Raw genomic sequence first — 15,796 nt, 5'->3', positions numbered from 1 at the left:
GCCATACAGAACCTGTGGTTTATCGCTGAGTTTCCTCTTCCAGTTCTTCCTCGGCCGCCGCAGCCTTGCCCTTTGTCTTCAACTCACTGACGATCACCGCCGCTACAATCAACCCGGCCCCGACCAGGGCAATCGCCGGCAAACGTTCCCCGGCAATGCGCCCGACAATCCCGGCCCAAACCGGCTCGCCGGCATAGATCAGCGTGGCGCGGGTCGGTGACACGCTTTTCTGTGCCCAGTTCATCGCCACCTGAATCGCCGCACTCGCGGCCCCCAGGCCCAATGCGCTGCACAGCAGCAACCAGGAGAAGTCCGGTATCGCCTCGTTGGTCGGCACCACCATCAGGAACGACAGCACCGAAGTGACCGCCAGTTGCACCGTCGTCACCCGGCGTACATCGACCTGGCCGGCATAGGTGCTGATCAGGATGATCTCGGCCGCAATGGCCACGGCGCTGATCAAGGTGGCGATTTCACCGGGGCTGAAGTTGAACGACGCACCGGCCGGCCCGGACAACAGCATCAACCCGGTAAAGGCCAGCATGATGCCGATGCTCGGCATCAACCCCGGACGCCGTCCCAGCACCAGCCATTGCAGCAACGGCACGAAAGGCACGTATAGCGCGGTAATGAATGCCGATTGGCTGCTGGGAATGCTCTGCAACCCGACCGTCTGCAAGCCGTAGCCGAGCATGATCGCCACGCCGATAAACGCTCCGGCCTTGAGTTCGAACAGAGTCAGGTCGCGCAGGTGACGCCAGGAAAACAGTGCGACGATGCTCGCGGCGGCGGCAAAGCGCAGGCCGACGAAAAACATCGGGCCGCTGACGGTCATCGCATGCTGTACCAGCAGGAAGGTACCGCCCCAGACCATGGTGATCAGCACCAGCACGCATTCGGCCTTGCTGAACCTTGTAAAACGGGAGGGAGCCTTTGGGGAGTTCACCGACGTCATGACCTTGCACGCTACTGGAGGGAGACGCACAATGCGCCGAATGTTGCGCAGTATACTGCCCAACCCCACTCAGTGAGCAATATAGTGCACAAAGATTCTACCCAACGGGCTTCGGTCCTCCAGCACGTCAGTCAAAACGTCCGTCGTTTGCGTCATGCCGCCGACCTGAGCCAGACCGCGCTGGCCGAAAAGTCCGGTGTCAGCCGCCGAATGCTGGTGGCGATCGAGGCGGGGGAAAAGAACGTCAGCCTGGCCACCCTCGACCGCGTGGCCGAAGCCCTCGACGTCGCCTTCAGTGATTTGATCCAGGCGCCCGACGCCCGCGATCCCAGCCGTATCAACGAGCTGGCCTGGACCGGCACGATCCCCGGCAGTAAAGCGGTGTTGCTCTCCAAAGCCCACGCCAGCCGCGAAGTCGAGCAGTGGGAGTGGTGCCTGCAACCGGGCGAGGTATATCCGTCGGAGCCGGACGCCGATGGCTGGAGCGAGCAGATTTATGTCTTCGAAGGTTGCCTGACCGTTATGCTCGGCGACCAGGCGCAAAATATCGCGGCGGGTGAATTCTTCATGTTCGCCAGCAACCAGCCGCACTGTTATCGCAACGACGGGGCGGTGGCGGCGAAGTTTGTGCGTAATGTGGTGATCTGAACAGGGAGTGCACGATGGGCCAGACCTTGACCAATGACGCCGACATCCTGATTGTCGGCGGCGGCCTCAGTGGCGCGCTGCTGGCGGCGCAATTGATGCGTTTGCCGGGCCGGCGCCGGGTGCTGGTGATCGAGCCCCGGGCCGAGTTGGGGCGGGGCGAAGCCTATAGTGCGGTGGAACTGGGCCATACGCTCAACGGCAATGCGGCGCGGATGAGTGTCGACCCGGACAACGCCGACGACCTGACCCAATGGTTGACCGGGTACATCGAAGCTGGCGGCTGGCCGGAATCGGATCAGCAGCACGTGCCGATCAGCGAACTGTTTCCGCCACGGGGGATTTTCGGCCTGTACGCCCGGCAGCGCCTGGCCGAAGCGCAGGTGGTGGGCGACTTGAACGGTTCGACGGTCGAACATGTGCAGGCCGAAGTGGTCGATTTGCAAGTCGATGCCGACGCCGTGCGCTTGACCTTGAGTGATGGCCGATGCTTGCAGGGCGCTTTTGCGGTACTGGCCACCGGGATGTTTCCCGCGGCGCGTACGCCACAAACCCGGTCCAGCGGTTTGAATGCGGCCGCCCTCGATCCGTGGGACGTGGCGGCCATGCAGCGGCTCGATCCGCAATCGACGGTCATGATCATCGGCTCGGGCCTGACCATGGTCGACGCCGTGGTGTCCCTGGAACAGGCCGGGCATCGCGGCCCGATCGAAGTGTTTTCCCGCCATGGCCTGCTGCCCCATGTGCGGCGCCAGCCTCCGGCCTGGGTGGATTTTCTCGCTGAGGATCAGAGCATCCGCACACCCCGCCAGTTGATGCGCGAACTGCGTCGGCACTGCCGGGACGCCATCGCCCAGGGCATCGACTGGCAGGCGCCGCTGGACACGGTGCGGGCACACATCGGCCGCTTGTGGCATCAGGCGACGGACGTGCAACGTCGGCAGTTCGTGCGGCATGTGCGGCCGTGGTGGGAAAGCCATCACCACCGCTCGCCGCCCTTGAGCGCCGAACTGGTGGAGCGCTTATATAAAGAAGGGCGATTGCGTATTCATGCGGCCTCGTTCAAGGGGCTTGAGCCTTCGCTGAATGGCGAGGTGAGTATTCGCCTTCGACGGCGCGGCGAGGCGCACACCTGTGTGGTCAGCGGTGCCGGCCTGATCAACTCAAGCGGTATCGAGTACGACTGGCGCCGGGTTGCGCGGCCGCTTCCCCGGCAACTGCTCGCCCGTGGCCTGGTTCGGCCGGGGCCGTTGGCCTTGGGCATCGCGGCAGCGGTCGATGGCGCGGTCCTGAATGCCGAGGGGCTGCCCGCCAGCCGTTTGTTTGCCATGGGGCCGCCTTTGCGCGGTATGTGGTGGGAAAGTACCGCCGTCACCGACGTGGCTAGCCAGGCCAAGGCGTTGGCCGGGCGGCTGACGGGACTCGTCGATCAGGTTGTGGGTATGAGTACATATCCGTTGTTGCGGTAACGGCGGCTGGCGGTTTCGCCCTGACGGCGACTCACTTTTTTTACAAGCGCCTAAAAAAAGTAAGCAAAAAAACGCTCGCCCCGAACGTCCGGCCCCTCGCCAAGGCTCGGGGTTCCTTCGCTCTGGCATTCATCCGGGGGCATTGCCCTCCGGTCGGCTTCGCGCGACCTACATGCAATGAGTTCGACTGCGTCGAACGGCGCTGCGCGCCCATCCCCGGATGAACACCTCCGCTCAGCCTGCCGAGGGGGCGGGTGGATCAAGATCAAGAGCTGCAGGCGAGCTAACGCTCGGCCCTGTAGGAGCGAGCTTGCTCGCGAGGCGGCCTGACAGCCGACCATTTTCTTTCAGATGCCACCCAGTCCAACTGCAGGATTGAGCTTGGTCGGGCACCGGTCCAGGTCTGGTAGCTAGACCACCGCTGGATTGCTTCCATCAATGCACCTGGCAAAAAACCGCGGCCCCCCACCCGAGGCCGCGGTTTTCCATGGGGCTGAAGCCGGCCCCATCAACCAACGTGACTTATGGGGCGTGGGCTCAGTTGGCGATCACCGGCACCGTCCGCACGGAGCCTTGGGACGAGGTGATCGTGGCGGTCGGGTTCGCCGACGGTACGACCGTGGTGGTGTTGTTCACCGTCAACCGCCAGCGACCGTTCCCCGGTACGGTGGTGGTGCCCAGGGTGACGAGCCCGGTCGGCGTGGTGACCTTGATGGTGATGGTGTTGCCGGTGGTCACCGATGAGGTGCCGGCAAAGTTCCAGGTGAAGCGGTTATTGGAACGGGCGCTCACCGTTGCGGTGGTCACTGCGAAGGTTTCCGCAGCAGGCCGTGGCGAGACCTGCACCGTGACCGTGGCCGGCGACGTCGACTGGGCGCCGAAGCTGTCCCGGGCGATGTAGGTGAAGGTCGTGGTGAAGGCCGTGGTGATGGTGGCCGGTGGGGTATAGGTGAGCACCGTGCCGTTACTGCTGACGGTGCCGCGACCTGCCGGTGGTTGAGTGAAGCTGGCGACCGCTAGCGGCACATTGCCTTCCGGGTCGCTGTCGTTGGCCAGCACGTTGATTGGAATCGCCACACCCAGTGTCGTGACTGCATCGGCGACTGCCACCGGAGGCCGGTTAGGCGCCACGGTAATGGTCACGGTTGCCGCTGTCGTCGAGGCCAGGCCTTTGACGTCCTGGGCCTTGTAGGTGAAGGTCGTGGTCAGCGGCGCGTTGACGACAGCGGGAGGGGTGTAGACCACCGCCGTAGTGCCGCTCAATGCCACGCTGCCCTGGCCGGCGGCCGGTTGGGTTAGCGCGGTAATGCTCAGCGGCGTATTGCCGTCCGGGTCCCTGTCGTTGGCCAGCAGGTTGAGGGTGATCGGCACGCCGAAGCTGGTGCCGCCGGTATCGGCGACGGAGATCGGTGCCTGGTTCGCGCCGGTGTCCGGTGCAGTGCCGACAACTACGACCGGCTCGGTGTCATTGCCGCCGGCGGCGGACTTGACCGTAACGGTTGCAGGGGGTTGGGTCAGGTCAGCCACCGTCAGGCGTTGCAGGGTGCCGATTTTTGATAGCCGTCCGTAACCCTGGGCGACCATGTCCGGTACCACCACTTCGTCTGTGGAGGTGGCCTCGATCAGCAGGCTGTGGTTGCTCCAGCTATAACGAGCGGTCTGGATTTTCACCACGTCCGAGAGCTTGCTCGACACCGCAGTCGGGCGGGTGGTCCCGGCGGGGTTGGTGGCGGTGACCACCACGACCGGCGGCACGGTTCCATTGGCCAGCAGATGCTGGGCGAAGAACACGCCGTTGTTATCGCTCACCATGGAGGTCTGGCAAGGCGACACAGGCGGGCCGGGAACGAGGGCGATGCTTTCGCGAAAGCACAGGGTCGAACCGTTGGCGGCTTTGGCAAATACTTCGACCCGGGTGTTGTTGCCGCCCGTGCCGGCTATGCGGCGGTAGGTGGCACGGGTCATGTCCACCGCGGTTTGCGCGCGGTTGTCGAGCACCTTGCCGGACAGGGTGAAGAGGTTGGTCTGGAGGGTCCCGGCCGGGCCTTGGATGCGCACGAAGTTGGTGTTGTTGGGGCTGCCGGTCACGGCTTCGGTGAGGTTCGGGTCGCCGACGAAGGTTTCGACGGCGCCGGTGTCCGGGTTCACCTCGGTGTAGGGGCCGTTGACGCTGCGCAGGAACGGCCCGATCGCCCCGTTGACCGCACCGCTGAAAACCCCCGGTGCACCGACGCCGACATCCCTGGTGATGTTGATCGCCCGGCGGCCGGGGGTGGTGACGTTGACCGTTTCCACGCCATAGGGGTGGGTAATGATGTAGGTCCCGGCAACGGGAATGTTCACCCGCATACGAATCCGCGCGAAGCTGATCTGGTCGCCATCGAGCGGGTTGCCGCCAGCAAATGCAGCCTCGATCCCGGCGACATAGGCGTCCATGCCATAGCCGGCGGTGTTGTTGGGGATGCTGGTCTCGGCAAGGAACCAGAAGGCTTCGTCTGGCCAGTTATCCGGGAACACCATCGGCAGGGTGTCGTCGAAAACGCCAGGTGTCGGCAGCAGGGTGCACATGTAGGCCGGTGGCACGCTGGCTGCCACCCGCGAGCTGGCGGCGCGTGACTGGCACAGCTCCATCGACAACAGATTGTTGTCCTGATACCAGATCGGGAATTTCCCGGTGGCAAAGGTGTAGGGGCCGGGATCGACGGCGGCGAGTTGCGCGAAGGCACTGCCGGACAGCGATAGAGTCAGTCCCAGGGTGTTGAGCGCCAGGCGTGGCCATTTGTTCATGATGCCTCCTGATGAGGAACCGGGCATGTGGGCGTTCATTGCACGATGACCACTTCTTCGGTATCGCTGCCGCCATTGGACGACGACACACGAACCTGGGCTGGCGGAATCGGCGAGATGCCGGTGGCCAGGCTTTTCACCGCGCCGTCACCACTCAGGGCGCCGATGGCGATACCGGTGCCGGAGGTGGCGGTGAGTACCGGTGGCGACGTTTCATCGCTGGTCGAGGCCACGATGGTAATTTGCCCGGTGCTCAGGCTGTACTCGGCGCGTGAAATCGTCACCAGGTCGGTCAGCGGCATGGGCAAGGTGGTCGGCGTGCTACTGGCGATGGCCAGGTGGTTGTCGGCGGTCACCTGCAAGGTGCTCGGCAGCGTCGGATTGTTCGGCGACTGCGCATACCAGTGGCCGGTGGTGTTCGCTTCGGTGAAGTTCAGCACCGGGTTGTTGCTGTCCAGGGTCACGCTGGCCGGTGGTGGCGGGGCCAGCACGAACACGTCCTGCTGGGCCACCGGGGCGCTGGTGCCGGCCTGTCGCGAGTAGGTGCTGCGCTCGGCGATCACCGGGGTCGGCCGGATCACCGTCGACAACTTGCCGGATACGGCGAAGAGATTGGTGCGCAAGTCCAGGCCATTGGGGCCTTCGATACGCACGTAGTTGGTGTTGAACGGGCTGCCAGTGACGGCTTCGGTGAGGTTCGGATCGCCGACGAATTGTTCGGTCTGACCAGTGGTCGGGTTGGTCTCGGTGTAGGGGCCATTGACGCTGCGCAGGAACGGCCCGACGTCGCCCTTGAGCGCGCCGCCGTAGGTTTTTGGTGCACCGATGCCGATGTCCCGGGTCATGTTGATCGCCCGCCGGCCGGGAGTGTCGACATTGAACACTTCGACGCCGTAGGGGTGGGTGATGACATAAGTACCGGCGGTGGGCACGTCGATGCGAATACGGATACGGGCGAAGCTGATCTGGTCGCCCTCCAGTGGATCGCCGCCACTGAAGGCTGCCTCAACCGCCGAGACATAGGTCAGGTCGATGCCTCGGGCGGCATCGACGATGGTGGTTTCGCCTGTGGCCCAGAACGCTTCGTCGGGGAAATTGGTCGGGAAGACCAACGGTTGAGTGTCGTCGAAAATACCGGGGTTCGGGATCAACGAGCACATGTAAGTCGGGGCACCCAGCGCGCTGGCAACCCTGGAACTGACAGCCTTGGATAAACACAGGTCAAGGGTTCGGCCATGGCTGTCTTGATACCAGGCGGCGAAATTGCCATTGGTTGGCAGGTAGGGTCCGGGGTCTACGGCAAACAGCGCTGCCTGGGCAATGCCTTGGGCTAGAGCGGTTACGGCCAGGGCGGTCGCGGTTTTGCGCAGTAAAGGGTGCATGAGTATTCCCTCTATCGAAGTACCTGCCCCTTGGGGATGGGTCAGTTGGCAGGGAGTTCGGCAACTTCCATACCAATCAGCGAAAACGCCGGTGGGAAGCCCGGAGCAAAGGCATTGGCGCAGTCGCGGGTGACAGACCGGGAGGCTGGGGCGCGGGCGGCTTTCCCCAGTTTTGGGGGTGGATAGGGGGCGCGGGGCGGGAGGGGGTCGTAGTACACCGGGCAAACGGCCATGCGTGGGCTATAAACCTATAGGGGGTTTCCGGGAACCGTGTCCATGAACAGCATCGCCAAAGTACTTGCGACCGAAAGCGAAGTTCGCTTGAACACGCGCAAGGAGCCGTTCGATCTGCTGCGCTGGTTTTCGCTGGTCAGCATGGTGGTGATCGGCACGGTGGCGGTGGCGCTGGGGGCGGTGTCCTCGCGGTTCGTGATTACCGAAAGCGTGCAGCGCGATGCGCTATTGACCTCACAATTCATACAGGCGATTGCCTCGGCCGAGGTGCGCCATGTGTCGATTCCCAACGTCCGGACCATGGGCGAGTTGCTCGACCCACGAAAAGACAAGGACTTTCCTGACGTCGACCCGCTGTCCCGAGCCAGTGCCCGTGATGATTTCCTCGACCATATCGAAAATTTGCCGGACGTGATCCTGGCCAACATCTATGCGCCCGACCGCATGGTGATCTGGTCGACCAACCCGGCCTTGATGGGCACCACGATCCATGGCGATGAAGACCTCGACCGGGCATTCAACTCGAAAATTTCCGTGTCGACCAGTTACCACGATGTGGACAAATCCCGCATGGAGCAGAAGTTCCTGGAGCCACCCAAATACACCTTCATCGAAAACTACATTCCCCTGTTCGACGCCGATGGCAGCACCGTCACGGCGATGGTCGAGATTTACAAAGAGCCGCAGGACCTGATCAACCGCATGGAGCGCGGCCTGGTGCTGATCTGGCTGGCGACCGCCCTGGGCGGCAGTCTGATTTACCTGGGCCTGTACTGGATCGTGCGGCGGGCGGCGATCCTGTTGGCGACGCAGCAGAAGCAATTGATCACCAACGAAACCTTTGTGGCTCTGGGGGAGGTGTCCTCGGCGGTCGCCCACAGTCTGCGCAATCCGTTGGCGAACATCCGTTCAAGCGCCGAGCTGGCGATGGAGTTCGACAGCGGTCCGGCACACGGAAACATCAACGACATTATTGGTCAGGTCGATCGCATGTCGACGTGGGTCCGGGAGTTGCTTCAGTCCTTGCGACCGCTCAATGACGAGGCCGAACCTGTGAACCTGGTGGCGGCCCTGCATGACAGCCTGATGGCTTACGAGCATCAGATCAGCAAGGCCAGGGTCAACGTGGTGTTCGAGCCGGACCAGACGCCCATGGTACTGAGCCAGCACGTGCAATTGACCCAGATCCTCAACAGCCTGCTGTCCAATGCGGTGGAAGCCATGGACGGCGGCGGTACGCTGACCATCCAGATCGAGCCGCGCGATGCCCAGCGCGTCAGCGTGAGGGTGAGCGATACCGGCAAAGGCATGAGCGAAGAACAGCGCACCATGGCCTTCCGGCCGTTCTTCACTACCAAGCAGGGCGGGCTGGGAGTCGGGCTGGTGCTGGTCAAGCGGATCATGGAGCGTTTTGGCGGTGCGGTGACCCTGGATAGCCGTGAAGGCGAGGGCACCACTGTCCGTCTGTTGTTTAATCTGGTCCCCTGAAAACGGGGATGAACTATCCCCAATATCGGGGGTTCAATCCCCGGTCATTTCCACGGTCATCGCCCATTGATTTTGATAAATCATTGTTTTGTTGAGTGTTAGTACTTTTTTATAAAAAAAACACATGATTGGCGAGGTCCTTGCAAAACCATCATGACCCCCTTCACCACATCGAGGCGGCTGGTGATGGAAAAAAAAGAGATGCATTCACCACGCTCACGGGCCTTGGGCATGCACCTGGTACTGATGTTGGTGACCGGTTTGCTGGCCAGCCAGCTGCTGGTCGCCAGCCAGCCGACGTCGACGCCCGCACCTGCTCCCGCATCCACTGGCGAACCCGCTGTCGTTGAAGACAACACTCCGTGGGGTGGCAACTATTTCCCCAACACCCTGCTGACCGACCAGGACGGTCAGCAACTGCGTTTTTTCGATGACATGATCAAAGGCAAGGTGGTGGTGATCAACTTCATCTTCACCTCGTGCAGCGACTCCTGCCCCCTGGAAACCGCGCGCCTGCGCCAGGTGCAGAAACTGCTGGGGGATCGGGTCGGCAAGGACGTCTTCTTCTACTCCATCAGCATCGACCCCTTGAGTGATACCCCCGAGGTGCTCAAGGCCTATGCGCAACGCTTCCAGGTCGGGCCCGGGTGGAAATTCCTCACCGGGGAATTCGCCGACGTCACCGACCTGCGCAAAAAACTGGGGCTGTTTATCGAAGGCATCGATAACGGGCGCAGCAAGGACCACAACCTGAGCCTGATCGTCGGCAACCAGGCAACGGGCCGCTGGATGAAATCCTCGCCGTTCGAAAACCCGTGGATTCTGGCCGACCAACTGGCCAATACCTTGCAGAACTGGAAACAGCCCAGTGTGGAAGAAAGCTATGCCGATGCACCGCAAATCCGTCCGCCGAGCAATGGTGAAGAGCTGTTCCGCACCCGTTGCGCGTCTTGCCACAGCCTCGGTCCGCTGGACGGACAGGGCATCGGCCTGCACAGCATCGGCCCGGACCTGATCGGCGTGACCCATCAGCGCGATCCGGCCTGGCTCAACCGCTGGATCCGCGAACCTGACCGCATGCTCGCGGAAAAGGACCCGATTGCGATGGAGCTGTTCGATCGCTACAACAAGATCCCGATGCCCAACTTGCGGCTGGATGAGCGTTCCGTCCAGTCCATCATCGATTTCTTGCAAGAAGAAACCAACCGTCAGCATCCGCCGGTGGTGCCATTGGCCAGTGGTAACGAGGAGCCTGAACATCATCATTCGGTCGCGCAACCCGACATGCCCAAGGTGCAATAGTGTCAAAAAAATTACGCGGGCCAGTCAATGGCTATCAATGCCACCTACACTGATCCAGAACGCGGCTGAACAGGCTCGATTTCAAGCATCCAGGACACCGCCATGCAGATACTCGAACAACAAAAAGTAGCTGCGCCGCAGGCTCCGGCAGTACAACGCAAGGGGTGGCGGCCGCAGTTCAATTTACTGCGCTGGTTTTCCCTGGCGAGCTTTCTGATCATCGCGGTGGTGGCGCTGGGGCTGGGATACATCTCCACACGCTTTGTGGTCGACGAAAGCATCGAGCGCGATTCGATGCTGACTGCGCAGTTCATCCAGTCCATTGGCGAGGCTGAAATCCGGCATGCCGGGATTTCGCCGGGCAAAACCATTGGCGAAATGCTCGACCCGCGCATGGACCATGCCTACCCCGACGTCAACCCGGGATCCCGGGCCGCCGCGCGCGTGGAGTTTCTCGACCATGTGGAGCATCTGCCGGACATCCTGCTGGCGACGGTGTACGCCCTGGACCGCACCGTGGTCTGGTCGACCAACCCCGAGCTGATTGGCGTGCGCATCGAAGGCGACGATGAGCTGGACGAATCCTTCGAAATGAAATCGCCGGTGTCCACCAGCTACCACGAAGTCGATGAGGCGCGTCCCGAGCAGCGCTTGCTGCGCGAACCGGAGTATTTGTTCGTCGAGAACTACATTCCGATGTTCAACGCCGACAGAAGCAAAGTGATTGCCATGGTGGAAATCTATAAAGAGCCGCTGGACCTGGTGGAACGCATCCAGCGTGGCTTCAAGGCGATCTGGCTGGCCACACTGATCGGCGGGGCGGCCATTTACCTGGGGCTGTACTGGATCGTGCGACGCGCGGCGACGCTGTTGCAGAGCCAGCAGAAACAATTGATCGCCAACGAGACCTTTGTCGCCCTTGGCGAGATGTCTTCGGCGGTCGCCCACAGCTTGCGCAACCCGCTGGCCAATATCCGTTCCAGCGCCGAACTGGCCCAGAACATTGCCAGCCAGACCGCGCAGAAAAACATTGGCGACATCATCAATCAGGTCGACCGCATGTCGCGCTGGGTCCGTGAATTGCTGGTGTCGTTGCGGCCGATGAATGATGACCGTGAAACGGTCGACCTGGTGCTGGCCATCGAAGACACCTTGAGTGCCTTTGAGTCCCTGATCAAACGTTCGGACGTCGAAGTGCGTTTCTCTCCTGTCAGCGTGCCACCGATCGTCAGCCAACAGGTGTTGCTCACGCAAATACTCAATAGCCTGTTTGCTAATGCACTGGAAGCCATGCCCAAGGGTGGCGTGCTGACGATCGAGATCGATTCCTCGGTGCCCGGCGACGTGAGCATGACCCTGACCGACACCGGCAAGGGCATGTCCAAACAACAGCAACAAATGGTCTTCAAGCCGTTTTTCACCACCAAGCAAGGTGGGTTGGGCGTGGGCCTGGCCCTGGTCAAAAGAATAATGGAACGGTTTGACGGCTCGGTCGAACTGACCAGTCGGGAGCAGGAAGGAACCCGCGTTTGTCTCAATTTCAAAGTGGCAACGGGAGGGGCATATGGAGCACAGCATTCTGCTGGTCGAGGATGACGAAATCCTCGCCGAGAATATTCAGACTTACCTGGAGCGCAAGGGCTTCGAGGTGACCGTTTGCCACTCGGCCGAAGATGCACTGGAGCAATTGGGTTCTTTCGCGCCTGACGTGGTACTGACCGACAACTCGTTGCCGGGCATGAGTGGTCACGACCTGATCCAGAAGCTGCGCATCAGCGCGCCGGATCTGAAAGTGATCATGATGACCGGCTACGGCAACGTCGAAGACGCCGTGGTGGCGATGAAAGAGGGCGCTTTTCACTACGTCACCAAACCAGTGGCCCTGCCAGAGCTCAAGCTTCTGCTGGACAAGGCCCTGGCCACCGACCGCATGGAGCGCACGCTGTCGTTTTACCAGGAGCGCGAGGCCCAGAAGTCGGGGGTGCAGGCACTGATTGGCGAGTCGGCACCGATGGCGTACCTCAAGGGCACCATCACCCAATTGCTCGACGCCGAACGGCGGATGGCCAACAGTGATCTGCCGCCGGTCCTGGTGGAAGGCGAGACGGGCACCGGCAAGGAACTGGTGGCCCGGGCCCTGCACTTCGACGGCCCGCGCGCCAAGGGCCCGTTCATTGAATTCAACTGCGCTTCGATCCCGTCCAATCTGGTGGAGTCGGAACTGTTCGGCCACGAGAAGGGCGCCTTCACAGACGCCAAGGAGCGCCGCCTGGGGCTGGTGGAAGCGGCCGATGGCGGCACGCTGTTCCTCGATGAAATCGGTGAAATGGACCTGTTGCTGCAAGCCAAGCTGCTGAAGCTGCTGGAAGACCGGACCATTCGCCGGGTTGGTTCGGTGAAGGAGCGCAAGGTCAATCTGCGGGTGATCAGCGCCACCAACTGCAACCTCGAACAGATGGTCCAGCAAGGCAAATTCCGCCGCGACCTGTTTTTCCGCCTGCGCATCATTTCCATCAAGGTGCCGCGCCTGTATGCCCGTGGCGCCGATATTCTGCTGCTGGCCCGGCACTTTTTGGCGCTACACGGCAAACGCTACGGTAAACCGGATCTGCATTTCAGCGACCAGGCCGAAGATTTGCTGCTCAGTTACAGCTGGCCGGGCAACGTGCGCGAATTGCGCAACATGCTGGAGCAAACCGTGTTGCTGGCGCAAAGCGACACCATTGCCGCCCATCAGTTGAACGTCTGCCTGAGCTTGATGGATGAGCCACCGATGTTTCATCACGAGCCGCAACATTTCAGCGAACCGCGTCCGTCCTACAACGGCAGCGAATCCATGAACCTGCCGGAAGTGGAGCGCGACATGGTGCGCAAGATGCTCGACAAGACGGACTGGAACGTCACCAAATCGGCACGCCTGCTGGGCCTGAGCCGTGACATGTTGCGCTACCGGATCGAAAAACTCGGCCTCGCCCGTCCGGACAAGCGCCAGTGGTAGGGGGCGTTCTCAATTAGTTTCCCTACCGCGCCGGGTCTGCTGTTGTGCAGGGCAAGGCGCGAGAAGCGCAGTTTGGTCATTCCAAATCAGCTTCGAGCAACACAGCCCTGCACAACAGCAGGCCCGGCCCTTCGGGTTGTGCCTTAAAGCTGGCCATGCTGCGTTGCAGGCCTTGGAAAGGGAACAACCATTCCCAGCGGCCTACGCCTTGCCTGGCCAGCTTTAAGGCGACAACGCGGTGGGGAAACCAATTGAGAACGCCCCCTAGTGCTCACTGCAACACCGGGCCCTGCCTCAGACAGGACATCATGCAACTGGGGTTCTCGACTTCCTGGTTCACGTACACGCCGCGCTCCGGATCGTAGGAGCGGATAAACACCCGAACCGTGGCGTCGGCCACGGTCGGCAGGCGCGAGTCGGAGAACACGTGCTCACTTGAAACCGGAATGAATTCCCCGGGTGCGGTCGGGATGTACGAACCTGGTGGCACGATGCTCATGGACAGTGGTGCGGGGTGCGCGAAGGGTTGGTCGGCGCCGTAATAGTTGAACTCACTGCTGTAGTCAGTGGTGTTTGGCATGTCGTCGGCGTGGGCGACAGCGGTCGTGCTCAGGTAGAAGGCGACCAAAAGCGTCAGATTGGTTTTTTTCATGGCAACACCTGCTAAATCGGTTTAACCACATTTCTCCCAAGGTTATTAACTATAGCTGCCGCCGTGGACAGCCGTCGGCGCTGCGCGGATTACAAGTTCGCAACACCTGCCAGGATGAGGTTGATCTAGACTCCGGCCGGTCAAATCGACGACCCAAGCCCTGGAGCGTGCAATGGAACTGCCGACAAAAGAACAAGCCATCGCCAGCAACCGCGATGCCTGGAATGACTCCGCCCGTCACCACAAAGACTCCTGTGAATGGCAAGCCTTGTTGAAGGGCGTGGCGCACGCGGGTTTTTCCTGCCTGGACGACACCCTGACCGCTTTGCTGATCCAGACAGGTGTCGACGGCAAGGAGGTGGTGCAACTGGGCTGCAACAACGGCCGCGAAAGTCTGTCGCTGTTTGCCCTGGGTGCGCGCAGCGTGGTGGGCGTCGACCAGTCTGAAGCATTTCTCGGGCAGGCACGGGAACTGGCGTCCCGCTCGCCCCATGCGCCGCAATTCATCGAAGCGGACATTCACCACTTGCCTGCTCAATTGCAGGAGCGCTTTGACTTGGCGCTGATCACCATCGGCGTCTTGAACTGGATGCCGGACATCGGCGAATTTTTCCGTCATGTGGCGGGCACGCTGAAGCCGGGTGGGGCGCTGGTGGTGTATGAAACCCACCCGTTCCTGGAAATGTTCGACCCCGAGGCAGCCGATCCTTTTCGTCTGGCCAGTTCATACTTCCGTCGCGAACCGTTCGTGCAGCACGAACCGATCGTCTACGAAGGCAAGGTCGAACAGCCATCGGCGGCGTCCTACTGGTTCGTCCACACCCTGGGCGACCTCTTCAGCGCCGCCATTGCGGCAGGGTTGCAGATCCGTCACTTCAAGGAGTACCCGCATTCCAACCGCGAAGAGCTCTATGACCGCTATCAACAGCAGGTGGCGCAGTTGCCGTTGTGTTTTACGTGGGTGGTGGTGAAGAGCTGAGTGATGTGTAGCTCGGACTGACACATATCTGGTTTTTTGGTAACGGCGGCTTATGGTTTCGCCCTTACGGCGAGTCACTTTTTTTACAAGCGCCTAAAAAAAGTAACCAAAAAAACGCTCGCCCCGAACGTACGGCCCCTCGCTAAGGCTCGGGGTTCCTTCGCTCCGGTATTCATCCGGGGGCATTGCCCTCCGGTCGGCTTCGCGCGACCTACATGCAATGAGTTCGACTGCGTCGAACGGCGCTGCGCGCCCATCCCCGGATGAACACCTCCACTCAGCCTGCCGAGGGGGCGGGTGGATCAAGATCAAGAGCTGCAGGCGAGCTAACGCTCGGCCTGATGAGTGGTGAAGAGCAGTGGTGTACGCCGATCTGCCTTTGCTTTTCTGTGGGAGTGGGCTTGGTCCGGGCGGCGCTCCGACAATGGCGGCCTGAAAGCTGGCCTGAATTGTACGGATGTACTCGGCCCCTGTGGGAGCGGGCTTGCCCGCGAAGGCGGCCTGCCAGCCGACCGAAATCTTGCGGATGTACTTAGTCCCTGTGGGAGCAAGCCTGCTCGCGAAGGCAGCCTGCCAGACGATCAGGTACATCAAGGCGAACGAACCCAGCAAACAGGCCGGCCGGTAGGCCGCCTCGCTTTTGCTTTTGCTTTTGCTTTTGCTTTTGCTTTTGCTTTTGCTTTTGCTTTTGCTTTTGCTTTTGCTTTTGCTTTTGCTTTTGCTTTTGCTTTTGCTTTTGCTTTGGCTTTGGCTTTGGCTTTGGCTTTGGCTTTGGCTTTTGATCTTCTTGCCCCCTCGTGAGGCCGAGCGGAGGTTCTGCGCAGCGGGCCCACGGAGCAGGACCGGAGCAAGGGCATGCCGAGCCTTGGCGAGGCACCGAACGTAAGGGGCAAGAGCCCTTGGTT

12 protein-coding genes are annotated in these 15,796 nt (G+C 61.4%); 8 read left to right on the top strand and 4 right to left on the bottom strand.

Features of this window, described 5'->3' with window-relative positions:
• Nucleotides 1–19 precede the first annotated feature (19 nt).
• The gene (locus AC3ITY_RS21540) at nucleotides 20–955 is read right to left on the bottom strand and encodes a DMT family transporter (RefSeq protein WP_489304809.1); all 936 of its coding nucleotides are present in this window, start codon (nucleotides 953–955) and stop codon (nucleotides 20–22) included.
• An 84-nt stretch (nucleotides 956–1,039) separates the two neighbouring features.
• Here AC3ITY_RS21540 and AC3ITY_RS21535 point away from each other — a divergent pair, with 84 nt between their 5' ends.
• Both AC3ITY_RS21535 and AC3ITY_RS21530 read left to right on the top strand, forming a co-directional pair.
• Nucleotides 1,040–1,603 (top strand): helix-turn-helix domain-containing protein, encoded by a 564-nt coding sequence (locus AC3ITY_RS21535; RefSeq protein ID WP_489304808.1) that lies wholly within the window; start codon nucleotides 1,040–1,042, stop codon nucleotides 1,601–1,603.
• Nucleotides 1,604–1,617: 14 nt separating this feature from the next.
• On the top strand, nucleotides 1,618–3,069 hold the full coding sequence (locus AC3ITY_RS21530) for an FAD/NAD(P)-binding protein (protein ID WP_489304807.1): 1,452 nt from the start codon (nucleotides 1,618–1,620) through the stop codon (nucleotides 3,067–3,069).
• A gap of 537 nt (nucleotides 3,070–3,606) precedes the next feature.
• Here the strand turns inward: AC3ITY_RS21530 and AC3ITY_RS21525 are convergent.
• Both AC3ITY_RS21525 and AC3ITY_RS21520 read right to left on the bottom strand, forming a co-directional pair.
• A complete protein-coding gene (locus AC3ITY_RS21525; RefSeq protein ID WP_489304805.1) occupies nucleotides 3,607–5,856 on the bottom strand; it encodes an Ig-like domain-containing protein in 2,250 nt (749 codons plus the stop codon).
• 35 nt (nucleotides 5,857–5,891) lie between these two features.
• A complete protein-coding gene (locus AC3ITY_RS21520; RefSeq protein ID WP_489304803.1) occupies nucleotides 5,892–7,238 on the bottom strand; it encodes a hypothetical protein in 1,347 nt (448 codons plus the stop codon).
• 276 nt (nucleotides 7,239–7,514) lie between these two features.
• Between AC3ITY_RS21520 and AC3ITY_RS21515 the strand changes: the two genes are divergently transcribed.
• From AC3ITY_RS21515 to AC3ITY_RS21500, 4 genes are all read left to right on the top strand, one after another.
• Nucleotides 7,515–8,960 carry a sensor histidine kinase gene (locus AC3ITY_RS21515; protein WP_489304802.1) on the top strand — a complete coding sequence of 482 codons (1,446 nt, stop codon included), beginning with the start codon at nucleotides 7,515–7,517 and terminating at the stop codon, nucleotides 8,958–8,960.
• Nucleotides 8,961–9,161: 201 nt separating this feature from the next.
• The gene (locus AC3ITY_RS21510; protein WP_489304800.1) at nucleotides 9,162–10,262 is read left to right on the top strand and encodes an SCO family protein; all 1,101 of its coding nucleotides are present in this window, start codon (nucleotides 9,162–9,164) and stop codon (nucleotides 10,260–10,262) included.
• A 102-nt stretch (nucleotides 10,263–10,364) separates the two neighbouring features.
• A complete protein-coding gene (locus AC3ITY_RS21505) occupies nucleotides 10,365–11,858 on the top strand; it encodes a sensor histidine kinase (RefSeq protein ID WP_489304799.1) in 1,494 nt (497 codons plus the stop codon).
• Nucleotides 11,827–13,260, top strand: a complete 1,434-nt coding sequence (locus AC3ITY_RS21500) for a sigma-54-dependent transcriptional regulator (protein ID WP_489304798.1) — start codon at nucleotides 11,827–11,829, stop codon at nucleotides 13,258–13,260. Before AC3ITY_RS21505 ends, AC3ITY_RS21500 begins: the two co-directional genes overlap by 32 nt.
• Nucleotides 13,261–13,531: 271 nt before the next feature.
• On the opposite strand, the gene AC3ITY_RS21495 is transcribed toward AC3ITY_RS21500, so the two are convergent.
• Nucleotides 13,532–13,912 (bottom strand): hypothetical protein, encoded by a 381-nt coding sequence (locus AC3ITY_RS21495; protein WP_489304797.1) that lies wholly within the window; start codon nucleotides 13,910–13,912, stop codon nucleotides 13,532–13,534.
• A 172-nt stretch (nucleotides 13,913–14,084) separates the two neighbouring features.
• Here AC3ITY_RS21495 and AC3ITY_RS21490 point away from each other — a divergent pair, with 172 nt between their 5' ends.
• On the top strand, nucleotides 14,085–14,891 hold the full coding sequence (locus tag AC3ITY_RS21490; protein WP_489304796.1) for a class I SAM-dependent methyltransferase: 807 nt from the start codon (nucleotides 14,085–14,087) through the stop codon (nucleotides 14,889–14,891).
• 345 nt (nucleotides 14,892–15,236) lie between these two features.
• Nucleotides 15,237–15,692, top strand: coding sequence for a hypothetical protein (locus AC3ITY_RS21485; RefSeq protein WP_489304795.1), 456 nt, complete (start codon nucleotides 15,237–15,239; stop codon nucleotides 15,690–15,692).
• Nucleotides 15,693–15,796: the final 104 nt, after the last annotated feature.

It is taken from the genome of Pseudomonas sp. GL_091 (assembly GCF_057837725.1).
This window is presented reverse-complemented; position numbering and strand designations above follow the sequence as displayed.